21 protein-coding genes, 1 tRNA gene and 1 other RNA gene are annotated in these 24,159 nt (G+C 64.9%); 11 read left to right on the top strand and 12 right to left on the bottom strand.

The annotated features are described in order from the left end of the window. Positions 1-105: 105 nt before the first annotated feature. Positions 106-1,320, bottom strand: coding sequence for a DUF418 domain-containing protein (locus tag AC2A04_RS07130; RefSeq protein ID WP_484211591.1), 1,215 nt, complete (start codon positions 1,318-1,320; stop codon positions 106-108). 4 nt (positions 1,321-1,324) lie between these two features. Continuing rightward, positions 1,325-2,452: an SPOR domain-containing protein gene (locus tag AC2A04_RS07125; protein ID WP_484211590.1), complete on the bottom strand. Its 1,128-nt coding sequence runs from the start codon at positions 2,450-2,452 to the stop codon at positions 1,325-1,327. A gap of 296 nt (positions 2,453-2,748) precedes the next feature. On the opposite strand from AC2A04_RS07125, the gene AC2A04_RS07120 reads away from it, so the two are divergent. From AC2A04_RS07120 to AC2A04_RS07110, 3 genes are read left to right on the top strand one after another with little or no spacing between them, the layout of a single operon-like run. After that, entirely contained in the window at positions 2,749-3,477 is a 729-nt protein-coding gene (locus AC2A04_RS07120) for an AAA family ATPase (RefSeq protein WP_484211700.1), read from the top strand. 14 nt (positions 3,478-3,491) lie between these two features. Beyond that, the gene (locus AC2A04_RS07115) at positions 3,492-4,016 is read left to right on the top strand and encodes a hypothetical protein (RefSeq protein WP_484211589.1); all 525 of its coding nucleotides are present in this window, start codon (positions 3,492-3,494) and stop codon (positions 4,014-4,016) included. Between the two features lie 23 nt (positions 4,017-4,039). Next, positions 4,040-5,365: an SPOR domain-containing protein gene (locus AC2A04_RS07110; protein WP_484211588.1), complete on the top strand. Its 1,326-nt coding sequence runs from the start codon at positions 4,040-4,042 to the stop codon at positions 5,363-5,365. A gap of 68 nt (positions 5,366-5,433) precedes the next feature. Here AC2A04_RS07110 and AC2A04_RS07105 read toward each other — a convergent pair whose 3' ends face one another. Together AC2A04_RS07105 and AC2A04_RS07100 are read right to left on the bottom strand one after the other, a co-directional pair. Then, entirely contained in the window at positions 5,434-6,663 is a 1,230-nt protein-coding gene (locus tag AC2A04_RS07105) for a dihydroorotase (RefSeq protein WP_484211587.1), read from the bottom strand. Continuing rightward, positions 6,660-7,685, bottom strand: coding sequence for an aspartate carbamoyltransferase catalytic subunit (locus tag AC2A04_RS07100; protein ID WP_484211586.1), 1,026 nt, complete (start codon positions 7,683-7,685; stop codon positions 6,660-6,662). The genes AC2A04_RS07105 and AC2A04_RS07100 overlap by 4 nt, the downstream gene beginning before the upstream one ends. 88 nt (positions 7,686-7,773) lie before the next feature. On the opposite strand from AC2A04_RS07100, the gene sppA reads away from it, so the two are divergent. Continuing rightward, the gene (gene sppA / locus AC2A04_RS07095) at positions 7,774-9,651 is read left to right on the top strand and encodes a signal peptide peptidase SppA (RefSeq protein WP_484211585.1); all 1,878 of its coding nucleotides are present in this window, start codon (positions 7,774-7,776) and stop codon (positions 9,649-9,651) included. 33 nt (positions 9,652-9,684) lie between these two features. Here the strand turns inward: sppA and AC2A04_RS07090 are convergent, their stop codons facing one another. After that, positions 9,685-9,870 (bottom strand): hypothetical protein, encoded by a 186-nt coding sequence (locus tag AC2A04_RS07090; RefSeq protein ID WP_484211584.1) that lies wholly within the window; start codon positions 9,868-9,870, stop codon positions 9,685-9,687. Between the two features lie 265 nt (positions 9,871-10,135). Here AC2A04_RS07090 and AC2A04_RS07085 point away from each other — a divergent pair. The 3 genes from AC2A04_RS07085 to AC2A04_RS07075 all read left to right on the top strand — a co-directional run bounded on the left by AC2A04_RS07085 (position 10,136) and on the right by AC2A04_RS07075 (position 12,828). After that, positions 10,136-10,220 (top strand) — tRNA-Leu (locus tag AC2A04_RS07085). 76 nt (positions 10,221-10,296) lie between these two features. Further along, positions 10,297-11,850, top strand: a complete 1,554-nt coding sequence (gene tig / locus AC2A04_RS07080; protein WP_484211583.1) for a trigger factor — start codon at positions 10,297-10,299, stop codon at positions 11,848-11,850. A 234-nt stretch (positions 11,851-12,084) separates the two neighbouring features. Further along, positions 12,085-12,828: a hypothetical protein gene (locus tag AC2A04_RS07075; protein WP_484211582.1), complete on the top strand. Its 744-nt coding sequence runs from the start codon at positions 12,085-12,087 to the stop codon at positions 12,826-12,828. A gap of 9 nt (positions 12,829-12,837) precedes the next feature. Here the strand turns inward: AC2A04_RS07075 and AC2A04_RS07070 are convergent, their stop codons facing one another. Continuing rightward, a complete protein-coding gene (locus AC2A04_RS07070) occupies positions 12,838-14,325 on the bottom strand; it encodes an amidase (RefSeq protein WP_484211581.1) in 1,488 nt (495 codons plus the stop codon). A 196-nt stretch (positions 14,326-14,521) separates the two neighbouring features. On the opposite strand from AC2A04_RS07070, the gene clpP reads away from it, so the two are divergent. After that, positions 14,522-15,229: an ATP-dependent Clp endopeptidase proteolytic subunit ClpP gene (gene clpP, locus AC2A04_RS07065; protein ID WP_484211699.1), complete on the top strand. Its 708-nt coding sequence runs from the start codon at positions 14,522-14,524 to the stop codon at positions 15,227-15,229. A gap of 154 nt (positions 15,230-15,383) precedes the next feature. Beyond that, complete coding sequence (clpX, locus tag AC2A04_RS07060; RefSeq protein ID WP_484211580.1) at positions 15,384-16,643, top strand: ATP-dependent Clp protease ATP-binding subunit ClpX; 1,260 nt, start codon at positions 15,384-15,386, stop codon at positions 16,641-16,643. A 104-nt stretch (positions 16,644-16,747) separates the two neighbouring features. Here the strand turns inward: clpX and AC2A04_RS07055 are convergent, their stop codons facing one another. The 6 genes from AC2A04_RS07055 to AC2A04_RS07030 all read right to left on the bottom strand — a co-directional run bounded on the left by AC2A04_RS07055 (position 16,748) and on the right by AC2A04_RS07030 (position 21,011). Next, a complete protein-coding gene (locus tag AC2A04_RS07055; RefSeq protein ID WP_484211579.1) occupies positions 16,748-17,323 on the bottom strand; it encodes a fasciclin domain-containing protein in 576 nt (191 codons plus the stop codon). Between the two features lie 352 nt (positions 17,324-17,675). Beyond that, positions 17,676-18,632, bottom strand: coding sequence for a cation diffusion facilitator family transporter (locus tag AC2A04_RS07050; RefSeq protein ID WP_484211578.1), 957 nt, complete (start codon positions 18,630-18,632; stop codon positions 17,676-17,678). Between the two features lie 44 nt (positions 18,633-18,676). Beyond that, positions 18,677-19,088, bottom strand: an RNA gene (gene rnpB / locus AC2A04_RS07045) — RNase P RNA component class A. A 9-nt stretch (positions 19,089-19,097) separates the two neighbouring features. Continuing rightward, positions 19,098-19,802 (bottom strand): N-acetylmuramoyl-L-alanine amidase, encoded by a 705-nt coding sequence (locus AC2A04_RS07040; RefSeq protein ID WP_484211577.1) that lies wholly within the window; start codon positions 19,800-19,802, stop codon positions 19,098-19,100. 2 nt (positions 19,803-19,804) lie between these two features. Continuing rightward, a complete protein-coding gene (locus tag AC2A04_RS07035; protein ID WP_484211576.1) occupies positions 19,805-20,446 on the bottom strand; it encodes a histidine phosphotransferase family protein in 642 nt (213 codons plus the stop codon). Positions 20,447-20,600: 154 nt separating this feature from the next. After that, positions 20,601-21,011 carry a M67 family metallopeptidase gene (locus tag AC2A04_RS07030; RefSeq protein ID WP_484211698.1) on the bottom strand — a complete coding sequence of 137 codons (411 nt, stop codon included), beginning with the start codon at positions 21,009-21,011 and terminating at the stop codon, positions 20,601-20,603. Between the two features lie 219 nt (positions 21,012-21,230). On the opposite strand from AC2A04_RS07030, the gene AC2A04_RS07025 reads away from it, so the two are divergent. Then, positions 21,231-22,991: a methyl-accepting chemotaxis protein gene (locus AC2A04_RS07025; RefSeq protein ID WP_484211575.1), complete on the top strand. Its 1,761-nt coding sequence runs from the start codon at positions 21,231-21,233 to the stop codon at positions 22,989-22,991. Continuing rightward, positions 22,988-24,148, top strand: a complete 1,161-nt coding sequence (locus AC2A04_RS07020; protein ID WP_484211574.1) for a carbohydrate porin — start codon at positions 22,988-22,990, stop codon at positions 24,146-24,148. The genes AC2A04_RS07025 and AC2A04_RS07020 overlap by 4 nt, the downstream gene beginning before the upstream one ends. The last annotated feature ends 11 nt before the right edge of the window (positions 24,149-24,159 follow it).

The following is a 24,159-nucleotide window of genomic DNA, read 5'->3' as shown; positions in this document are numbered from 1 at the left end:
CTCCTTTCACGTTAGGAAATAGGCGTTAACGCATGGGCTTGCGAGTCTCGATAAATCGGCGTCCCGCACAGGGACGGCGGGGCTTCAAACCCTTTCCGGACATGGTTAATGCACGCGTGGCAGGGCAAGCCTGCGCCACAGGCCCTCAAGCGGACCCTGGCTGTATATCGCAAGCCACCATCGCGGCCAGGAGAGCATCGCGGCCCACCCGAGAACGACGAACACCGGCAGCCACCTGCGCGGCATTTCCGGGCCGAGGCCCAACCCCCAGCCACAGAAGATTGCGCCCATCAGGACGCTGGTGCCAAGATAGTTGGTGAAAGCGCACCGTCCGGCGGCGATCACGGCCCGGCCTGCCGAACTGTCCTTCACGGTTGGAAAAACCAGCATCAATGCCGCAGCGTAACCTGCAGCCATCAGCAGGTGCGGCAGCGCCATCCCGTCCTCGATCGCCAGAAACATCGCGCGGGGCGGCCAATCGTGCGCGGCCAGCCACTGCAGTGCCAGCAGCGTCGGTACACCACCCAGCATGATTCCGCCCACTGCAACACTCGCCAGCCGCCTTCGCGACCATGTGGTGAAGAAGCCGCCGCGCACCATTGCCATGCCGATCAGCATTAGCGGGACCGTTTCAGTGAACGTCGCCAGAGTAACAGTCAGGGGCTGGAAAGCCGCGCTTGCCAGCTTGAGCCGCACCGCCTCGACGAAACCGGCCTCCAACACGGCCAGGTCTGCTGCCACCGATTGCGCGATACGGCTCATCATCGCCGCCTGTTCGGCCATATCGCCTGCACTGGCAGTGCCCGCCAGCACGGATTGCTCGGTTGAAAGTCCGGGAAGTGCGAGCAGCGCCTCGATGCCCTGCGACAGTGCGTAGAACGGCACGGCGATGCCAACCAGCTTCCAGGGCGAAAGTTGCCGTAGCGCCAGTGCGCCAAGCCCGCACAGCGCATAAACGAACAGGATGTCGCCCCACCACAGCAGCGCGTAGTGCATGTATCCGAACAGCGCGAGCCACAGCAGGCGGCGAACCTGCGCCATGTCCGGATCGGCACCCTGCCGCTCTGCGGCTTGCGCGAACAATACCATGCTTGCGCCGAACAGCAGGCTGAACAGTGCCCTCATCTTGCCCTCGAAAAGCACGAAGGCCACGCCGAACCACGCCGCGCCGCCGGTTTCCGCGCGCGGGATCGCAGGCGAGAACGTCGCCAGCGACGGTCCCCAGAACCCTGTCACGTTGATTGCCAGAATCCCCAGCACGGCCACGCCGCGCAGGAAATCGATGGCCTCTATGCGGCTGCGGGGAAGGTCAATGTCCAAGCCATCAGGGCTTTACCACCAGGCAGGTGAAGCCGCCAGACTTGAGAGCGGCACAGGCCTTGTCTGCCTCTGTCTGGCTGCCGAAGCCACCGGCCAGCAGGCGCGTGACGCTGCCCGAGGCCAGATCGATGCGTCCGTGGCCCGCCAGTTCGGGTCGCCCCCTCACCTTGGTCCAGAGACCGTCGGCATTGGCTTTCACGCCGAATGCGCCAAGCTGCAGGCGCCAGTTGCCCTTGGCGGCCGGTGCGGGAGCGGATGCGGGTTTGGGCGCAGTGGATTTGGGCGTGGCGGGCTTGGCCAAAATGGCCACCGGCTTCGCCGCGACTGCAGCAGGTTTGGTCGCGAGCGCAGGCGCAACCGCGATCCGCTTCGGGCTAGGCATCGGCACGGGATTGGCAAAGTCGGCCCCGGCGGTCACCGGCCCACCCTGAGCAGGCGTCGAAGGCGGCAAGTCGGCGCGTTCGAGCGCGGTGCCGGCAGGAAAGCTTCGCAAAGGCGCGGTCGGTGCAGGGCTCACGCCCAGATCGGAGGCCGCAAACTGGCGCGAGCGATTCTCTTGCGCCTTCTGTTCGAGTTCCGCGCTCAACGACATCGCGAGCTGGCGCTGCTCCAGCGGAACGATACCGTCCATCGTCGACAGGCTCCGCGTGGCCTGTTCGAGACCCGCCGAAGATGCGCGGCTCATCAGCGCATAGGCGCGGACCCAGTCCTTGCCGACAATGTCGCCGTTGAAGTGGGCGATGCCCAGAATGTATTGCGCGCGCGGCTCACCGCGCTCCGCCGAGGCCTGGAGGAAGGGCAGGGCGTCGGTCTTGCGGCCATCCTGGAACAGCAGCAGGCCCAGCGTGTCCGCCGCCTTTATGTGGCCCTGTTCGGCAGCCTTGCGGAACCACGCTTCGGCCCGCGCCGTGTCCTGCGGCACACCCTTGCCCAGCTTGAAGGCCTGACCCATGTTGAACTGCGCATCGGGATCGCCCTTTGCGGCAGGCCCCAGCCATTCCTTGACGGCCACGGCATGTTCTCCGCGCGACCATGCATCGACCCCTGCCTTGACATCGGCAAGCGCCGGGCTCGCGGCAAGCGCAAGCGCGAGGCCCAGAGGAACTGTCGCAGCCTTCCTGTAGTTTGCCATGGTAAGAACGTCCGTCCCTGTTGGTCTGGCCCGCAATTCTGAGGCCGTGGTTGATCCTGCAACCCTGCTTGCCCCAGGGGGCCTGTCTCAACCGGTCATGACGCCGGTCTTTACCGCCGCAGCATATAGTCAACGAGGCGTTAGCGAAGTCTTAGCGCACATTCCCGAGGCTGCGCAGTGCACATTTTCATCGCTGAGCCCGATCCTGATGCAGCCGTCGCGCTCATCTTAACCAAAATTTCAACCCGATCTGCGAATCCATAGGCCGGAGTTTGCGATTTTCGGGGGAATTGGTTTTGCGCGTACTGGCATTGGCATCGCAAAAGGGTGGTTCGGGCAAGACGACCTTGTCCGGCCATCTCGCCGTCCAGGCCCAGCGGGCGGGCGCAGGCCCGGTCGTGCTGATCGACATCGACCCGCAAGGTTCGCTGTCGGACTGGTGGAACGAACGCGAAGCCGAATTCCCTGCCTTTGCCCAGACCACCGTGGCGCGGCTCGCCAGCGATCTTGCGATTCTGCGCCAGCAGGGCTTCAAGCTTGCCGTGATCGACACGCCGCCTGCGATCACCATGGCGATCCAGTCGGTGATTTCGGTTGCCGAGCTGATCGTCGTGCCGACCCGTCCCAGCCCGCATGACCTGCGCGCCGTCGGCGCCACCGTCGACCTGTGTGATCGCGCAGGCAAGCCGCTGATCTTTGTCGTCAATGCCGCCACCCCGAAGGCGCGAATCACCTCCGAAGCCGCTGTCGCCCTCTCGCAGCACGGCACCGTTGCTCCGGTCACCCTGCACCAGCGTACCGATTTTGCAGCGTCGATGATCGATGGCCGCACGGTCATGGAGTGCGATCCGGGCGGCAAGTCCGCCGCCGAAGTGACGGCATTGTGGACCTACATCTCCGAGCGTCTCGAGAAGAATTTCCGCCGCACAGTGTTCTCGGTGCCGCAGCAGCCCGCCGCCATGCCGATGGCGGGCGGCGCCCAGCGCCCGATGGGCGGCTTCGGCCGCCGCGTCGCCGGTTCGTGAGCGGGGAGGGGCCAATGAGCGCCGCCAAACCCTTGGCCTCGCTTTCATCGGGACTGCTCGCCCGCAAGGGCGCGGCCCGTCCCGCGATGCGACCGCAGCTCGCGCTGAGTGCCGATGAACAGCGCCGCGTGCTCATCAGCATGGGCGAAGCCGCGCCTGCCGTGACCCAGGACGATCTTGGCTGGAACGACATGGGCGAGGACGCGCCGGTCGAAGCCGAGACGCCGGTCGTCGTGCAACAGATCGAGGCTCTTGCCGCTGCCGTGGCGGCAAGTCCCGAATTTGCTGCGCCTGCGTCCGCTTCGGTCGCGCCTGCTCGCCGCCGTACCAAGGGTGGCAAGGAGGTCCGCTCGGCCTTGCAGGAAGGTCGCAAGGCGGCCTTTACCTTGCGGCTCGATCAGTATCGCCACCTCCGCCTGCGCCTTGCCTGCACGCTCGAATCGCGCAGCGCACAGGCCCTCGTACTCGAGGCGCTCGACCGTTTTCTCGCCGATCAACCCGGGATCGAAGACCTCGCCCGGCGCGCGACGCGCAACTGATTGACCGAAGGACTATCCGGACCATGACCAGCCTTCTCGACGCTCTCGTCCCCTCCCGCGCCGCTCGCCTCGTCATCTCGACGGCGCTCGCGGCCGGCGTGCTGACCGGTTGTTCCGCCGGGGGCGCGCACCCCGAAAAGCTTGCGGCTTCGGCGCAGACCGCGCTCGCAAAGGGCAGCGCCAAGGCGGCAGTGGAAAGCGCCGAAAAGGCGGTGCTGGCAGATCCGCGCAATGCGTCCTACCGTGTCCTTCTCGGCAACGCTTACCTCAAGGCCGGCCGCTTCGAATCGGCGCGTCAGGCTTATGACGAGTCGATGGAACTGGGCGAGGACAGCAGCCACACCGCGCTAAGCCTCGCGCTCGCCGACATCGCGCTCGGGCGTCATGCCGAAGCGGTCGATACGCTCAATTCCTATCGTGATACGCTCGAAGCGTCGGACTACGGTCTCGCGCTCGCTCTGGCCGGACAGACCGCGCAGGGCATTGCGGTTCTCTCCGATGCGCTGCGTGGCGGCGACAACTCGGTCAAGATGCGCCAGAATCTGGCGTTGGCTTATGCCCTTGGCGGACACTGGCGCGAAGCGCGCATGATGGCCGCGCAGGATCTTCCTGCCGACCAGCTTGGCGAGCGCATGGAGCAGTGGGCAATGATGGGCCAGTCCGAACTGACCCGCGAACGCGTTGCCAGCCTGCTGGCCGTGCCCCTTCGCGGCGATGTCGGCCAGCCTTCGGCGCTCGCCCTGGCCAATTTCCCGGCCACGCAGCAGCTCGCTGCCGAAGCAGCAACGCGTGCCGAGCCGCTCGCAGAGGCTGCCGTTCAGGAACTGCCGGCAACCGACATTTCGACGCCGCAGCCCGCGCTTGCAGACGCATCGTCGCAGAGCAAGCCCGAACAGCTGGCGATGATCGATCTTCCGCCTTCGACGACAGCCCAGCCGGTTGCGCAGATCGCGCCGGTCTCGATGCCCCGTGCAACGGTCGCGCCGCGCGTGGTCGAGCAGCCGCGCGGGATCGCGCCCGTTCGCAAGCCGACTGCTGCCTTGGTCGGGAAGGGCACTCATCTGGTCCAGCTTGGCTCGTTTGGCAGTGCCGAGGGCGCCCGCCGTGCATGGCGCCACTTCTCCTCGCGCAACCCGGCGCTGGTCAATTATCGCAACGTCACCACGCAAGTCACGGTCAATGGTCGCCAATTCTGGCGCGTCCAGGCGGCAGGTTTTGCCGGCTATGCAGCCGCCAGCTCGCTGTGCGGATCGGTCAAGGCACGCGGCGGGGTCTGCCTCGTCATGCGCGGCTCAGCCGACGTCGCACCCGGCCAGCGTGCGGTCGAAACCCGCATGGCACGCCGCTAAGGCACTATAACCATCGTTTGGGGGCGGAGGGGCGCGGGGGGCAAGACGTCTCCTGCGCCCCAGCTTTTTCAGTCGATCCTGACGCCGCCCTTGAACAGCGCGGTAACGCGGCCTTCGACCGGACGGCGATCGAACGGGGTATTGCCTGCTGCGGCTGCCATCTTGTCCGAATCAACCACCCACGGACGCGCAGGATCGATGATGGCAAGATCCGCTTCCGCGCCCGTCGCCAGCGCGCCGGCATTCACGCCGAGCAAGCGTGCAGGGTTTGCGCTGAGCAGGTCGAACGCCCGTGCAACCGGAATGACGCCGTCGCGGACCAGCGTGAGCGTCAGGGGCAGCAGCGTTTCGGCACCGGCCATGCCGGGTTCGGCGTCTGCAAAAGGCAGGCGCTTGTCCTCGGGCCCTCGCGGATCATGGCCCGAGGCGATCACGTCGATCGTTCCGTCCGCAATCGCGGCGATCACCGCCTTGCGGTCGTCGTCGCTGCGCAGCGGCGGCGAAAGGCGGCAGAATGTGCGGAAACCCACGAGTTCAAGGTCGGACAGAATGAAGTGCGCCGGAGTTACGCCCGCCGTCACCCGCACGCCCCGGGCCTTTGCGCTGCGCACCAGATCGAGCGCGCGGGACGTCGTTACCTGGCGAAAATGGACATGCGCGCCCGATAGCTCCGCAAGCGCGATGTCACGCGCCACGGCCAGCGCCTCGGCTTCAGCAGGCGCGGCGGGCAGGCCAAGCCGCGTTGCCACTTCGCCTGCGGTAGCCACTGCACTACCCGTGATTGCGGCGTCTTCGGCGTGAGTCACCACCACCAGCCCGAGCATCGCGCAATAGCGCATCAGCCGGAGCATCACGCCTGAATCTGCGACCCAGCCGCGTCCTGTAGCCACGGCCTTTGCGCCCGCATCGCGCATCAGCGCCAGTTCGGCGAGTTCTACACCCTCGAGCCCGCGCGTGGCGGCGGCGAGCGGGTGAACCCACAAGTCTGGCTTGCCCGACTGCGCCGCGAATCGGACGCGCGCCGGATGGTCGAGCGGCGGGCCCTGGTCGGGCATCAGGCCTGCGCGCGTGATCCCGCCGAAATGAAACGCCGGCTTGTCGATCGAGAAGACGCCAAGGTCGACGAGGCCCGGCGCGACCAGCGCGCCCTTTGCGTCGAAAACCTCGTCACCCTCGGTCGGCGCAACTTCGCCCAGCGCCACGATGCGCCCGCCTTCGCAGCGGATCGATCCCGCTTGCGGCTCGCCTGCTTCCAGAACCAGCCGTCCGCCGGTGATCGTCAAGGGCCGCGCGATCATGCTGCCGCTCCTGCTGCTTCCCAGCCCGGAACATGGCGTGCCCGGCGTGTCAGCACTTCGAGACAGGCCATGCGGATCGCCACGCCCATCTCCACCTGCCGTGTGATCAGGCTGCGCGTGGGATGGTCGGCCACGGTCGAATCGATCTCGATCCCCCGGTTCATCGGTCCCGGATGCATCACGAAAGCATCTGGCTCAGCGCGGCCCAAGCGTTCGGGGGTAAGCCCGTAAAGATGCCGGTATTCGCGCGGAGAGGGAATGAACTGCCCCGACATGCGCTCCTGCTGCAGCCGCAGCATCATCACAACGTTGGCACCTTTGAGCGCCGCATCGAAATCATGGAACGGCGTCACGCCCATCGCCTCGACTGCATCGGGCATCAGCGCGGGCGGTGCGCATACGCGCACTTCGGCGCCCAGCGCGGTCAGGGCGAGGATGTTCGATCGCGCCACGCGGCTATGCAGGATGTCTCCGCAGATCGTCACTTTCAGCCCGTTCAGGTCCGAGCCCACCGGTAATCCCAGTGCGTGCCGCATGGTCAGTGCATCCAATAGCGCCTGCGTCGGATGCTCGTGCTGCCCGTCACCAGCATTGAGCACCGGGCAATCGACCTTCTCCGCGATCAGCCGCACCGCGCCAGAACTCGCATGGCGGATCACTATGGCATCGGCGCGCATGGCGTTCAGCGTCATCGCAGTGTCGATCAGCGTCTCGCCCTTCTTCACGCTACTGGTCGCGGCATGCATGTTGACCACGTCTGCCCCCAGCCGCTTGCCCGCGATCTCGAACGAAAGCAGCGTGCGCGTGGAGTTTTCGAAGAAAGCGTTGATGATCGTCAGGCCACTGAGAAGATCGGTCTTCTTCTGGCTCTGCCGGTTCAGTTCCACCCATTGCTCGGCCTCGTCGAGCAGATAGAGGATCTCATGCCGGGCAAGCTGGCCGATGCCGGTCAGGTCACGGTGCGGGTAGGCAAGACCGCCCGCTGGGTAGCGGCCTGCCTGCGAAGGGTTCGGGCTTTGCATTGAAACCAGTCCCCTAGTGTGCAGGCGGGACAGGCTCAAGCGGTTTCCCGCTGGCAAAGACCGCTCGTCCACAATAGAGTCCGCGACCATGAGCTTTGCCCGTTCGGTCTGGAAGATCCTCGTCGCCATCAAGGATGGCCTTGTCCTGCTGCTGCTGCTGCTGTTCTTCGCAGCTCTCTATGCCGCGCTGTCCTCGCGCCCCAGCCCGGGCATGGTCCGCGACGGTGCGCTGTACCTGAAGCTCGATGGCGGCATCGTCGAGGAGGCGAGCGATGTTTCGCCTGCCAGCCTGCTCATGTCGGGCGATTCGCCCCAGCCCGAATATGTCGAACGCGATCTCGTCCGCGCGATCGAAGCCGCTGCAACCGATACGCGGATCAAGGCCGTCGTGCTCGATCTCGAACAGTTCGCAGGCGGCTCGGGCGTGCAGGTCGCCAGCGTCGGCGCTGCTCTGGACAAGGTGCGCGCGGCCAAAAAGCCGGTGCTCGTGCGCGCGCTGATCTACAACGATGACGCGATCCAGCTTGCCGCCCATGCAAGCGAAGCATGGGTCGATCCCCTTGGCGGTGCGGCAATAACCGGACCCGGCGGCACGATGCTGTTCTACAAGGGTCTGCTCGATAAGCTCAAGGTCAACGCCCACGTCTTCAAGGTCGGCACCTATAAAAGCGCGGTCGAGCCCTACATCCGCAGCGAATCCTCGCCCGAGGCGCGCGATGCGCTCAATGCCGTGCTCGGTGCGGTCTGGCAGAACTGGCAGGACGATGTGAAGCGCGCACGGCCCAAGGTCGACATCAAGCCTGCGCTCACCGATCCGGCCAAGTGGGTCGCCGATGCAGGTGGCGACGCCGCGCAAGCCGCGGTCAAGTCGGGCCTGGTCGATCGCATCGGCGATCGCATCGCTTTCGGAAAGCGCGTTGCCGAGATCGTCGGCGCCGATGAATCAGGCCCGCTCGGTGCCTTCAAGGCAACTGACCTCGACACCTACCTTGCCGACAAGTCGCTGCCCTCGGCGGGCAAGGCCATCGCGGTCGTGACCGTCGCGGGCGAAATCGTCGATGGCGATGCCGGGCCGGGCACCGCCGGCGGTGACCGTATCGCCGACTTGATCGACAGCGTCACGCAGAGCGACGACTACGCCGGTATGGTTCTTCGGGTCGATTCGCCCGGCGGATCGGTGATGGCCTCCGAACGCATCCGCGCTGCGGTCGAACGTGTCCGGGCCAAGGGTTTGCCCGTTGCCGTTTCGATGGGCAGCGTTGCGGCCAGCGGCGGATACTGGGTGTCCACTCCCGCCCAGCGCATCTTTGCCGAACCCAGCACGATCACCGGCTCGATCGGTGTCTTTGCGGTCATGCCCAGCTTCGAGGCGACTCTGCCCGAATATGGCGTGACGACCGAACAGGTCCGCACCACGCCGCTGTCGGGCCAGCCCGATCTGCTCGGCGGACTCAACCCCCAGGTCAGCGCGCTGCTGCAAGGGCAGGTCGAACAGACCTACGGCCGCTTCATCGGCTATGTCGCCAAGTCGCGCGGCAAGACGCCTGCGGAAATCGACAAGATCGGGCAGGGCCGCATCTGGGATGGCGGCACCGCCCGGCAGCTTGGCCTCGTCGATGAATTCGGCAATCTCGATGCTGCCGTTGCCTGGACTGCGAAAAAGGCCGGTGCGACCGAATGGCATGCCGAATTCGTACAGACCGAGCCGAGCCCCTTCGTCCAGTTCCTCAAGCAGATGGAAAGCGAGAAAGGGACCGAGGCGCGCGCGCAGGACCTCGCAGGCGCACTTTCCGCTCGCCAGCAAGGTCTGATCGCGCGCATCGAATCCGACGTTGCCCTTCTCGTCAGGGGCGGCGGCATGCGCGCCTACTGCCTTGAATGTGCAAGCGATGATCGGGCGACAGCGCAAAGGCCCGAGGCACATACCATCGGGTTCTGGCAGGTTCTGGCAAAGCTGATCGGATAATCCGGCGCCCACCCTGCCTGTTTTGCGAATCAATCAGTCGGGCGCTGTTGGCACCACTTCGGGCGGGCTCACCGGCTCCACCTGATCGGGTTCCACCACCGGCGTCTCGTCTGGCTGGATTGCGGGCGGCACTTCATCGGGCTGCGTCACCGGCGGGCTTTCCGGCGGCGATTGGGGTTCGATTCGGTCGGGTTGCGGGGAATCGGGGGTAGTGGCCATCGTGCGGCTCCTTGAAAGCGCTGTTTCATCCCCAACTCGCCGCGAGGATAGCAGGTTCCGGCGACAAGCGCACGGTTACAACACTTTCGTCATTGCGAGCGCAGCGAAGCAATCCAGTGGCGGTGTGCGCTGGCTATGGATTGCTTCCTCGGCTTCGCCTCCTCGCAATGACGAAGAGTTGAAGAGGCCAATCCCAACCCCAAATCCAAGGCGCTTGCCCTTTTCCGGACACTGCGATAGGGGCACCGCTCGCTTTTCGCCGGATGCGGGCGTGGCGGAACTGGTAGACGCAGCAGGTTTAGGTCCTGCCATCGCAAGATGTGGGGGTTCGAGTCCCTTCGCCCGCACCAGTCCGCGCGCCGGCGTCCGAACAGCTTTTGCCGCGTCCAGCATGGCGCGAGTGACTTAACTGAAAGTTGGATCAGGATGCAGATCGTCGAAACCAGCAACGAGGGCCTGAAGCGCGCCTACACCGTCACCATCCCTGCAGCGGACATTGCCGCCCGGGTTGAAGGTGAGGTCAAGAAGATCGCACCGCAGATCAAGATGCCCGGCTTCCGCCCCGGCAAGGTGCCCGCCAACCTCGTGCGCAAGATGCACGGCCCGGCCATCCATCAGGAAGCGCTGCAGACCTCGATCCGCGAAGCGATGGACAAGCTCGTCGCCGACCACAGGCTGCGCCCCGCGATGCAGCCTGCCGTCTCGATGGGCGAAGGCTATGACGAGGGCAAGGACGCCGAACTCACCGTCGAGCTGGAAGTCCTGCCCACGATCGAAACCCCCTCGCTCGAAGGCCTCAAGCTAGAAAAGCTGACCGTTCCGGTCACCGACGAGCAGGTCGACGAAGCCGTCGCCCGCATCGGCGCTGGCCAGAAGTCGTTCACCGACGCCAAGAAGGGCGCAAAGGCCAAGGATGGTGACCAGATCATCATCGACTTCCTCGGCAAGGTCGATGGCGTCGCCTTCGAAGGTGGCGCGGCTGAAGACACCCCGCTGGAACTCGGCGCCGGCCGCTTCATCCCCGGCTTCGAGGAACAGCTCGTCGGCGTGAAGGCCGGTGACGAAAAGGTCATCACGGTCACCTTCCCCGAGGATTATCCGGCCGAGAACCTCAAGGGCAAGGAAGCCACCTTCGACATCACGGTCAAGGCGGTGAAGGTCGCAGGCGAATTCGAAGCCAATGATGATTTCGCCAAGATGCTCGGCCTCGAAAGCCTCGAGCAGCTCCGCACCCTGCTGCGCGGCCAGCTCGAGCAGGAAACTGCCGGCCTGACCCGTACCCAGATGAAGCGCGCCCTGCTCGATCAGCTGGCCGCCGGCCACGATTTCGCCGTGCCGCCTTCGATGGTCGAAGCCGAATTCGAGCAGATCTGGACCCAGCTCCAGCAGGAAGCCCAGGGTGAAGAAAATCCCGAGGATGCGCTGAAGGAAATCGAAGCCGAGAAGGACGATTATCGCAAGATCGCCGAGCGTCGCGTGCGCCTCGGTCTGCTCCTGTCGGAAATCGGCCAGGCGAACGGCGTGCAGGTTTCGAACCAGGAAATGGAAATGCTGATCCGCCAGGCGGCGCAGCAGTACCGTGAACAGGATCGCCAGCGCTTCGTCGATTACGTCCGTTCCGAGCCTCTGGCCGCTGCCCAGCTGCGTGCGCCGCTCTATGAAGACAAGGTCGTCGACTTCCTGTTCGACAAGGCCGAAGTCACCGAGCGTGAAGTGACCAAGGACGAACTCCAGGCCGCGATCGAGGCCGAGGAAGGCGCTCCTGTCGCCGAGGCCAAGCCGGCCAAGAAGGCCGCTCCCAAGAAGAAGGCCGCTGCCGAAGAGGCTCCTGCCGCAGAAGCTGCTGCTGAGGAGAAGCCCAAGAAGGCTGCTCCGAAGAAGAAGGCTGCTGCCGAGGAAGCGCCGGTTGCCGAAGCTGCCGCTGAGGAAGCGCCTGCTCCCAAGAAGAAGGCCCCGGCCAAGAAGAAGGCCGAAGGCTGATCCATTCCGGATTGATCCTGCCCGACGGGGCGGGATATCGGACGGCCCGGTGTGCTTCGGCATACCGGGCCGTTGCCGTTTTGGGGCAAAATCTACGTAGTTCTACCGCGTATCAATTCGTAAGTTATTAAGAAATAGGCCGATAGCTCCAATTCTGACCGATCTGGTCATTGCGCCCGAGTCGCGCTGTGTCAGAATCCAATGGCAAGAACCCTCTCTTTTGGAGGACTGCCAGTGCACACGGTCCGCAATCGCGTTGCATCCAAACCGCGTCAGAAAGGCAAGGCCGCGCCGCCAGGTGTCGGGCACGTTGGCAAGGAGCCCGCGTTCCTCCTCCGCAACGGCAACCCGCCCGCATTCCCTGCCGGTCTGATCGTGCCAGCGCCGCGCGGGGCGATCATTTCCTCGATGCCATGGCCGGAAGTCGCTGCCTCCGGAGCACAGACCAGACTCGCCCCCAAGGCGTCGACGCGCCGCAAGCCGGCCAAGCGCAAAACCGTTGCTACCCGAAAATCCCCGGCCCGCACGCCACGCGCGCCCAAGCAGGCGAAACGCCCTGCCGTGCGGTCGCGCAAGTCGCCTTCACCCAAGCCCGCCATCGCATTGACGGCGCTTGCCGTTCCGGAGTTGACCCCTGTCATGCTCGCTGACGATCTGCTTGGCCGCGCACTGGCGCTGAAGCCCGAACCGGTTGCCGCCACGCAGCCTGCTCCGGCCGTGCCCCCGGTCATGGATCCCGTTGGAGCCGGGGCAACCACCATTCCCCGCTCGCGCGCGATGAGCGTGCAACGTGGCAGCACCCTGCGTGAAGTGATCGCGCATTGGCTGGGCGAGGCAGGCCGATTGCTCGCGCGCCTGCGTCGCCCCGGCAAGTCTGGCGAACGCGCCCGCGTGGCACGGGCCAATGCCCGCCACCGCGCGCTGCAGTCCCAGTTCGAAGCGCTTGAAGCCCTTCGGGAGGTCGCAAAGGCGGATTGAACCGCCGCCCTATTCGCCCCAGCGCTTGAATGAGGGCACCGGCACGGCAACCGTGCGCGCCCGTTCGTAGGCGGCGCCCGCGCCCAGCACGCGGGCGTCATCCCACTTGGGCCCCATGATGGACAGGCCGATCGGCAGTCCCTCGACTGCGCCCATCGGCACGGTCAGGTGGGGATAACCTGCAATCGCGGCCAGGTTGCCCGCGCCTACGCCAACGAAGTGATCGCCCAGCACCAGGTCGATCGGCCAGGCCGGTCCCTCGGTCGGGGCGACGAGGAAGCTGACCTTGTTGTCGGCCATGAGCTTGTCGATGCCCTCTGCGCCCGCCAGCTTCAGCGAATTGGCACGCGCGTTCTCGTAAGCCGCCTTGTCTGTCGTCGCTTCGGCCTGTTCGAACACGTCCTGTCCGAACCAGCGCAGTTCTTCCGGATGTGCCTTGTTGAACGCGATCAGGTCCGCCAGCGTCTTCGCCTTGCCCGTCCCCGGCAGCGAGGCGAGATATGCCCCCATGTCTTCGCGCAATTCGTAGAGCAGCACGGTAAACTCGTCGCGACCCATTTCTTCAGGCGGCGTAAAGTCGATCTCGACCAGTTCGGCACCTGCGGCCTTGAGATCGGCCAGCGCCTTGTCGAACACTGCCAGCACGCCCGGATGCGATCCCGCCTGCTTGCGCAACACGCCCAGACGCACGCCCTTGAGCGATGCCTTGGCGAGCCCTGCGGTGAAATCCACCTTGCGCCTGTCGGCTTCGGCGGTTGCCTTGTCCGCCGGATCGCTGCCCGCCAGTGCATTCATCAGCAGCGCGGCATCGGCCACGCTGGTCGTCATCGGCCCCGCCGTGTCCTGGCTGTGGCTGATCGGCACGACATGGGTGCGGCTGACCATTCCCACGGTGGGCTTGAATCCGACGATGCCGTTGACCGAGGCGGGGCAGGTGATCGATCCGTCGGTCTCGGTCCCGATCGCTGCCCAGGCAAGCCCCGCCGCAATGGCAGAACCGCTGCCCGAAGACGATCCACAGGCGGTCCGGTCCAGCGCGTGCGGATTCCTGGTCTGCCCGCCCACCGCGCTCCACCCGCTCGACGACGATGACGAGCGGATGTTGGCCCACTCGGAAAGGTTGGTCTTGCCCAGGATCACTGCGCCGGCCTTGCGCAACCGCGCCACCAGCGGAGCGTCGCGCCCGGTCACGTTGTCCTTCAGCGCAAGGCTGCCGGCCGTCGTCGCCAGCGGCCCTGCCATCTCGATGTTGTCCTTGATCAGCACCGCCTTGCCCGTCAGCGGCCCCGCCAGCTTGCGCGCAGCCGCTTCATCGCGCGCGGCATCCGGATTGATCGCCAGCACCGCGTTGAGCATCGGTCCGGCATCGTCGATGGCGGCAATCCGCGCGAGGTAGTCGGCCACCGATTGCGCCTGCGCGGGTAGGGGCGTTTGCGCTTGCGCGGGCAGGGGCGTGACGCTTGACATCAAAGCCAGAACCATCGCCTTGCATTTCATGCGCCTGACTCCCGATGCGTGACTTGACGATCGTGCGATCCCGAGACTTGGAGTGCAAGGCCGCGCAATGCATCGCAACACCTTTGTACAGGGCCAAAGTGCAGTGATCCACGGGTTTACGCGGATTTGCGGTTAACGCCCTTGAACATCTTGCCGTGGCACGCGACATAGCAGGCCTAACCAGATGAGGATTCTCATGCTCGACCTGTTCGGCGCTTCCGGCGCCAGTGTTTATGGAGCCCAGGGCAAGTTTACCCACGATCCCGTGACCGGTGCTTTGATCCCGGTTGTGGTCGAGCAATCGAGCCGTGGCGAGCGCAGCTTCGACATCTACTCGCGCCTCCTGCGCGAACGCATCATCTTCGTCACCGGCGAAGTCGAGGACCACATGGCCTCGGTGATCATCGCGCAGCTTCTGTTCCTCGAGTCGGAAAACCCCTCGAAGGACATTTCGATGTATATCAATTCGCCCGGCGGCGTGGTGACGGCGGGTCTCGCGATCTACGACACCATGCAGTACATCCGCCCGCGCGTGTCGACCGTGTGCATCGGCCAGGCCGCCTCGATGGGCTCTTTCCTGCTTGCCGCCGGTGAACCCGGCATGCGCATCGCGCTGCCCAACGCGCGCATCATGGTGCACCAGCCCTCGGGCGGTGCGCGCGGCATGGCCTCGGACATCGAGATCCAGGCCCGCGAGATCCTGCGCATCCGCAAGCGCATGAACGACCTCTACGTCAAGTTCACCGGCCGTTCGCTCGACGAAATCGAGAAGGCGATGGACCGCGACACGTTCCTCGAAGCCGAGGAAGCGATGAAGTTCGGCCTTGTCGACAAGGTGTTCGAATCGCGCCCCGCCACCGACTCGGTCGGCGAAGGCGAGGGCACCGGCGGCGCACCGGCCTGATATTTTTCCGCTCTACCCTCGTGCGCTTTAAGCCTGGCGAAAGGCGCGCGGGGGTAAGGCCTTGTTACCTGTTTTCGAGTCCGGTTGATTAATGCCCTTGCGGTAGTAGGATAGACGGACCGGCCCCTCGTGGAGGGGCGCCTGGGATGGACGAATGACCAAGCTTTCCGGATCGGATACCAAGAGCACCCTCTACTGCAGCTTCTGCGGGAAGTCGCAGCATGAAGTGCGCAAGCTCATCGCGGGACCGACCGTGTTCATCTGCGATGAATGCGTCGAACTGTGTAACGACATCATCCGCGAAGAGACCAAGGCCGGTATCGCCGGGAAGAAGGACGGCGGCGTACCCACCCCGCGTGACATCTTCGAGACCTTGAACGATTACGTGATCGGCCAGGACCGCGCCAAGCGCGTGCTCTCGGTGGCCGTGCACAATCACTACAAGCGACTCAAGCACAGCGGCAAGGGCGGCGAGGTCGAACTTTCGAAGTCGAACATCCTGCTCGTCGGCCCGACCGGCTCGGGCAAGACGCTGCTCGCGCAGACGCTGGCCAAGACCTTCGACGTGCCCTTCACCATGGCCGATGCCACCACGCTCACCGAAGCGGGCTATGTCGGTGAAGACGTCGAGAACATCATCCTCAAGCTGCTCCAGGCTTCCGACTACAACGTCGAGAAGGCGCAGCATGGCATCGTCTACATCGACGAGATCGACAAGATCAGCCGCAAGGCTGAAAACCCCTCGATCACGCGCGACGTTTCGGGCGAAGGCGTGCAGCAGGCGCTGCTCAAGCTGATGGAAGGCACCACTGCCTCCGTTCCGCCGCAGGGGGGCCGCAAGCATCCGCAGCAGGAATTCCTGCAGGTCGACACCACGAACATCCTGTTTATCTGTGGCGGCGCGTTTGCGGGCCTCGAAAAGATCATTGCCGACCGTCTGCAGAAGCGCTCGATCGGCTTTGGCGCACACGTTGCCGACCCGGATAAGCGCAAGGTCGGCGAACTGCTCCAGAAGGCAGAGCCCGAGGATCTACTCAAGTTCGGCCTGATCCCCGAATTCGTCGGCCGCCTGCCGGTGATCGCGACCCTGAACGACCTCGATATCGAGGCGCTGGTCAAGATACTCAAGGAGCCGAAGAACGCGCTGATCAAGCAGTACGCCAAGCTGTTCGAACTCGAAGACGTGGCGCTGACCTTCACTGACGATGCCCTCGAGGCGATTGCCAAGAAGGCCATCGAACGCAAGACCGGCGCGCGCGGGCTTCGCTCGATCGTCGAAGGCCTGCTGCTCGACACCATGTTCGACGTGCCGACCGAGACCGACATTGCCGAGATCGTCGTAGACAAGGACGTCGTCGAGGGCCGCAAGGAGCCGGTCCGCGTGCTCAAGGGCAAGGAAGAGCAGGCCGCCTGAGCGGTTGCTGATCAAGAACAAGAAAAAGGGCGGAGCCGAAAGGCCCCGCCCATTTTTGTGCGCCCGGTCCCGTCCCGCAAGCGGAAGGGGCTGGGGATCCGGCTTCAGTTCGGCAGCGAAACCGCGTCGGTTACGTGGATCACGCCGTTCTTCTGGAACACGTCGGCCTGCGTCACATGCGCCATGCCGCCCTTTTCGTCGGTCAGCATAACCGTGCTGCCCATCAGCGAGGCAGTCAGCGTTCCGCCCGCAACGGTGGTGAGCTTGGTCGAACCGCCGTCGGCCTTGATCCTGGCGACCAGGTCGGCCGCCGAAACCTTGCCGGCGACCACGTGGTAGGTGAGCACCTTGGCGAGCGTTGCCTTGTTTTCGGGCTTCAGCAGCGTCTCGACCGTGCCGGCGGGAAGCTTGGCAAAGGCGGCGTTGGTCGGCGCGAAGACAGTGAAGGGGCCTGCGCTGTTCAGGGTGTCGACAAGGCCGGCGGCCTTTACGGCGGCGACAAGAGTGGTGTGGTCTGCCGAATTCACGGCGTTCTCGACGATGGTCTTGGTCGGATACATCGCTGCTCCGCCGACCATCTTGGTTTCCTCGTGATGGTTGGCCCATGCGGGCGCGACAAAGACGGGGGCGGTGGTGGCGGCGGTGGCCACGAGCGCGGCGATCAGGAACTTGGCGGTCATCGGTTACTCCTTGCTGGAAACATGAGTCTGGCCGGCGCGTCAAACGGGGCTGCCGGTCTGCCCGTCCACCCCCAAGGTGGGATGTCCGTCCGCCTAAACGACCTGACCCTTGGTGCATACCTTTGAAGCACCACAAAAAAAGCGCGCTGCCCAAAGGACAGCGCGCTAAAGGAAGAGGACTCCGGCCGAAGGGAACGAGTTGACCGGAATGTCACAAGGAGAACCGGGGCGGAGGGGTAAATCTGACCCGGTTGGAACCTCTCCGCAGGAAGATCTGGCTCAAAGTCGGACCCTGCGCACCATGTCCTTTGGGACTTATGCCCTCAGGATCAGGTGTGGCCCATTGTGACGGTCAGACGGTCTGATCGCTCATTAGCGCGCACTCGTGGCTGTCGATGGTCTCGACCTGCACGGTCGCATGGCCAATGCCGAAGTCGTGTTCAAGTTCGTGCGCCAGTGCGTGGAGGAAGGCATCGCCCGGAAAGCCGCCCGGCATGACCAGATGCGCGGTGAGCGCGGTTTCGATCGTGCTCATCGGCCAGATGTGCAGGTCGTGGACCGCCTCGACGCCGTTGAGACTGGTCAGGTAATGCCGGACCTTCTGCTCATTGATCCCCGGCGGGACCGCGTGCAGGCTCATCTTGAGCGAATCCTTGAGCAGGCCCCAGGTCCCCACCGCGATGATGCCCACGATCACGAGGCTGGTGACGGGATCGATCCACTGCGCGCCGGTCAGCGTGATCAGCAGCCCGGCAACGACCACGCCCGCCGATACCGCCGCATCGGCAGCCATGTGCAGATAGGCGCCGCGAATATTGATGTCGTGATTGCGCCCGCGCATGAACATCAGCGCGGTCGCCGTGTTGATGACGATCCCGATCGCGGCCACGATCATCACCGGCCCGCCCGCAACGGGTTCCGGATCGACCAGACGGCGGACCGTCTCGACCAGTATTGCGCCGAGCGCCATCAGCAGGAATGCCGCATTGGCGAGCGCGGCAAGGATCGAGCTGGACTTCAGGCCATAAGTGAAGCGCGAGGAGGGCGGCCGGGCCGCGAGTACGCTGGCGATCCAGGCGATGAACAGCCCGAGCACGTCGGACAGATTATGCCCCGCATCTGCGATCAGCGCCATCGACCCGGCGATCACGCCATAGATCGCCTCGACCGCAACGAACCCGAGGTTCAGCGCGATCCCGACGGCAAAGGCTCGACCGAAACTGGCCGGCGCATGCGAATGGCCGTGGGAATGGCCATGCGAGTGGTCGTGCGAGTGGTCGTCAATGTGATGGTCGTGGTTACCGGACATTGGTTTTCCCTAACGCCTTGGCGCGGCGGGGGATACGAAATTGACGTGCCAGGGAGCCTGTAAGCCGGGTTCTGTAGCGCCGACGGTATCCCACAAGTGGACCGTGTCGGCACTGGCAGCCATTCCTCTAAGCGGACCGTTGCCGGAACGCTCAAGCAATCAACCCGGACTGCTGGCCCGAAACAAGCCTGTTCCCTTGCGGGAACGCGCAGTCCCTATTCGATCTTGCTCCAGGTGGGGTTTGCCATGCCGCTTCCGTTGCCGGTCGCGCGGTGTGCTCTTACCACACCCTTTCACCCTTACCTCTCAAAGGAGAGGCGGTCTGCTCTCTGTGGCACTTTCCCTTGACCCTTGGCGATAAGCCGTGGGCCCGGCGGGCGTTACCCGCCACCCTTGTTTCGTGGAGCCCGGACTTTCCTCGGTGTCTTGCGACAACGCGGCTGCCCGGCCCCCTGGCACGGGCGGTCACCTAGCATGACCGAGATCGCGTTCCAACAGCAGTTCGAACAGCAACGCTCCGATCTGTCCGTCAACCTCGCCATCGATGCGTTGTGGCCGCCAGCGCCGCTGGAAGGCGCGCACCGCCGCCTTCTGGTCAGTGATGTCGTAGCCGAAGCGCTCGAGCGCGAGGAAGAACGCGCCTTCGTTGTCGTAGAGCAGCCGCATCGACAGCTTGGGCGTGGGAAGGCACAGCCGGTGCCGCGCCAGCAGTTCCCACGGGAACAGCTCGCCCGGATCGTCCTTGCGCGCGGGGGCAATGTCGGAATGGCCGACGACGTTGGCGCGCGGAATGTTGTGGCGCTTCACGATGTCGGCGAGCAGGGGCAACAAGGCCTCGATCTGCGCATCGGGGAAGGGGCGATAGCCGAATTCGTGCCCGGGGTTGACCAGCTCGATCCCGATCGAGGCGGAGTTGACGTCGGTGATCCCGCGCCAGCTTCCGCGTCCCGCATGCCAGGCCCGCTTGTCCTCGTCGACCAGCGCGATGACCGTCCCGTCCTCGTCTATCATGTAGTGCGCGGAGACTTCCGCCGCCGGATCGCACAGCCGGTCGAGCGCGGCCCGCGCGCTTTCCATGCCGGTATAATGCAGCACGACCATCGTGATCGGCAGCTTGCGCTCGTTCCAGTTGGGCGATGGCACCTCGCGATGGACGAGCCAGCGGCGCATCTTCAGGCGGAAGGCAGGACCGCGCCCATGACGAGGCTTTCGGCGGTCACATGGACCTGAACCGCGCCACCGACCGAGGCTGCCAGTTGCTGGACCATCGCCGCAGGCGCGGTGCGGCTCGACAGGTCACTGCCGGGCAGCGTGCCCTCCAGTGCCTGCCCGATCGTGGGGTCGAAGGCCACGCGCTGTCCGGCGGCGCGCACGACGATCTCGGTCGATCCGTCGCGCACTTCGGCGCCGACATCGAGCGTGCCCCCGCGCACCAGCGCATCGAGCCCTATCAGTGCGAGGTTGAGCAGCGTCTTCACCGCAGGCTTGGCCAGCGAATCCACGCCGAACATCCAGTTGACGCTGACGCGCCCGTTGGCGCCGACCAGCGCATCGACCAGCGCGCGCGCCTCGTTCACCGGCACCTGATCGCCGAAGCCGCCCGCCGCGCCGAAGGCGAGGCGGAAGAACTTGAGCTTGTCGGCCGATGCCTTGGCGCTCTGCTCCAGAAGTTCGAAGCAGCGCTGGCGCATCTCGGGGTCCTTCTCTTCGGCGAGGAGTTCCAGGCCGTTGGAAAGGGCCCCCACGGGGCTGAGCATGTCATGGCACAGGCGCGAACAGAGCAGGCTGGCAAGATCTACGGGAGAAGCGGTCATGTTCAGGTTACGGGCCTTTTAGCTTAATGGGGTTTACACAGTTTACACTGTCCAGAGAAACAAACTTGAAGCCCCTTTCCCGTGTCCCCGCGCGCATGATCGGTCGCTTCGGGGCGGCACGGAGAGGAGGTCGTTCTCGTCATTCCCTACAGCCTTAGCCAGCCTCGAGGGTGTAGGAAAGCGGTTCGAACCCGTTCTGGCCATCGTGCCAACACGTAATTGCCCACGATACGTCGATAATCCCCCCGGCGACCGGCGCAACGATGACCCAGACCTTGCCGTCTTTCGCGGCGCTGGCGCCGTCGGTGGAGGAGGGACGGGCAAGGCCGTTGGGGTGCGAGTGGAAGTAGCCGATAATTTCTGGCCCCCCTGCGCGTGCAGCACGGTGCGCGGCGATCAGCGCTGCCGGGTCGATCTCGAAATGGCGGAAAGGGTCGGCTGCGACATTGTCTGCAGGCCGCGCCTCCTCGATACGCGAGCCATTGCCCAAGAGCAGGCCGCAGGCCTCCAGCGGCGCTGCATCGCGAGCACAGGCGAGCATCCTTGCATGAACGCTGTAAGGCAGGACCAAATTCACGCCACCAGTCTGGCGCGGCACTGGCATCACCACAAGACCTGTCGATGGTGGCGGTCAACGGGCGCGGACACTCAAGGGACATTACCTAAGCCGCTGTACGGCCGAATTTCACCTCGTTTGGGCAGGATGGTGCAGGTCTGGAAGTCCGCACGGGCCTGTCGCCACCATGGGCAGGAGCGGAATTGCGACGCAACAAGGAGGGGTCGGGTGTTCCGAAAGCAGACGATCATGGCCAAGGTCTGGGCGGGATGCCTGATCCTGGCACTGGGTGCAGTCGCATCGACATCGCTCAGCATCTTCGGCATGAGTCGTCAGGAACAGGCTCTCGTCGGCGTGAACGCGGCCACTGGTCTGCTGCGCAACCACATGGAGGCGGACATGGGCCACGATGCCATCCGCGCCGAAGTGGTCAGCATCATCGCATCGCGCCAGACCGCGGCGATCGATCCCGCCCAGGCTGCGGCCGATCTCGACGAGAGACTCGCCGATTTCGAAAAGCACATGGCGATCACCGCGAACTTTCCCGATGCGCCCATAGTCGCAGCGGCGCGCAACATGGCCGAGCCCGCCTTTCGCGCCTACGTCGCCACGGGCCGGGAAATCGCGTCGGCGGCAAAGGCGGGAACGGTTCCCGACGATGCCAAGCTCCGGCGGTTCCAGGCTCTGTTCGAACAGCTCGAGGGCGAAATGGAGAAGGTGTCCGATGCGGTGCAGGCGCATGCGCAAAAGACGTCCGACAACGCCAGCGCCGTTGCCCTGCAAGCGCGCTGGATCGCTTTTGCCAGCATGATCGCCGTGCTCCTGTCGCTGGGTTGGATCGCGCGTGCGGGCCGCCGCTATCTGGTCGATCCGATCCTTGGCATCGCCCAAAGAGTACGCTCCATGGCCGAAGGACGGCTTGATGTGACGATCGATGCCGGCAAGCGTGCCGACGAGATCGGCAATCTCGCACGTTCGGTCACAGCGCTTCGCGACAATCTCTCCGAAGCGCGCGCCGAGACCGAAAGGCAGGCAGGTGCCATTGTTTCCTCTATCGGCACGGGACTCAGCAAGCTTGCGGACGGCAATCTGGCCTATCGCATCGACGAGCCTCTGGCCGGACCTTTCGAAAGGCTGCGGTGCGATTTCAATTATGCGCTGGGCGCACTCGCGACGGTGCTTGCGAGCATGTATGAGTCGACTGCGAAGCTGGGTGCGGTGGCGCGCGACATCGGCAGCGCAGCAGGGGATCTTTCCAACCGCAATGCCAATCAGGCGGCGAGCCTCGAGGAGACTGCGGCTGCCATTGCCAGCCTTGCCCAGCGTGTCGCCGGCTCGACCGAGGCTGTATCGACAGCGCGCAATGCGGTTGACAGCGTGGGCGCCGAGATCAATCGGGGAGGGGCGGTGATCCAGCACGCCGAAGAGGCGATGGATCGCATCGAGGCGGCTTCGCAGGAGATTGGAAACATTGTCAGCGTGATCGACGGGATCGCTTTCCAGACCAATCTCCTCGCGCTCAATGCCGGTGTCGAGGCCGCGCGAGCGGGCGATGCCGGCAAGGGCTTTGCGGTCGTTGCCAGTGAAGTGCGCGCGCTTGCCCAGCGCAGCGCCGATGCCGCGCGCGAGATCAAGACGCTGATCGCCAACTCGTCGCAAGAGGTCGGCGACGGGGTAAGGCTGGTGCGCGATGCGGGATCGAGCCTGCGCGCGATTACCGGCAAGATGAACGAGATCAACCGCGTGATGGAAGTGGTCGAAGCCGGCGCGAGCGAGCAGAATGTCGCCTTGCGCTCGATCGACGAGACTTCGCGCCAGATCGAGCAGATCACCCAAAGTAACAGCACCGTAGCCGAGCAAGTCAGCAATGCGAGCCGGACTGTCGTCTCATCCATCGGCGATGTCATGCGCCAGCTCGACTGTTTCGAGATTGGCGCGGAGGCTCCGAAGGTAAACGATCCAATGAATGCAAGGGCAAAGGCGGCGTGATCCTGGTGCGGTCGGCATTGGCTGCGCTGGCCGCAGCGGGCTTGCTGCCCGCCATGACCGTTGCGCAGGACCGACCGGTCGAGATCGCCGCCGAGATCACGGTTGACGCGGTGGGACAGGTTGCTGGCGGGGGCGTCAGGACCGTGCGCGCGCTGACGAACATCGACGTGACCGCAGACATCGACCTGGGCACCATTGCCGGATGGCAGGGCGCAAGCGCGCACGTCTACGTTCTGGACAATCGCGGCGCGCGTCCCAACGATTCGATCGGCACGCTGCAGGGCGTCGACAACATCGAAGTTCCCGACGCCGGGTTGCGGCTGTTCGAGGCCTGGGTCGAGCAGGACCTCGGTAGAGGTGCTTCGCTGCGCATGGGGCTTTATGACGTAAACAGCGAGTTCTATGCCAACGAAGCGGCTGGCCTGCTGATCGCACCGCCGTTCGGGATCGGCTCGGAACTTGCGGCGACGGGGCCGAACGGGCCGTCGATCTTTCCGTCGAGCGCGCTCGCCGCACGCCTGCATGTCCCGCTTGGGGCAAGCGGCTCGTTTGTGCGCCTTGGCGTGGTGAACGCCCGTGCCAGCACATTGGGCGACGAGGGCGGCATCGATTTCAGCTTCCGCGATGGCGTGCTGCTGATCGCGGAAGTCGGGCGGGCTGAGGGGCGCGTGCGAGGCTCGCTTGGCGCATGGACCTATACCCGAAACCCCGAGGACCTGATCGAGACGAAGCCGGATGGCACGCCGCTGCGCGAGGCTTCGCGCGGGGTGTACGGCGTTCTCGAGGGCGATCTGCTGTCGGGAGAGGGCCGCATGCTGACCGCCTTCCTGCGCGTTGGCATGTCCGAATCGCATGTCACGCCGTTCCGGGCGGGCTTCCAGGCAGGCATGCATATGGCGCCTGCCTTGCCGGGCCGTCCCGATAGCCAGCTGTCGCTTGGTGTCCACCATGCATGGACCGGTGATCATTTCCGCGACCTGATGCGCGCCCAAGGCGTCGAGCCAGGAAACGAGACCGCAGTCGAACTCACCGTGTCGGACCAGCTTCTCTCGTGGCTGACGCTTCAGCCCGACGTGCAGTGGATTCGGCATCCCGGCGCAGACCGGGACGCGCCCGATGCGCTTGTCGCGATCCTGCGGACGACTTTCAGCTTCTGAGCACTCTTGCC

The organism is Novosphingobium sp. HNCC26DJ243 (assembly GCF_057180545.1).
This window is presented reverse-complemented; position numbering and strand designations above follow the sequence as displayed.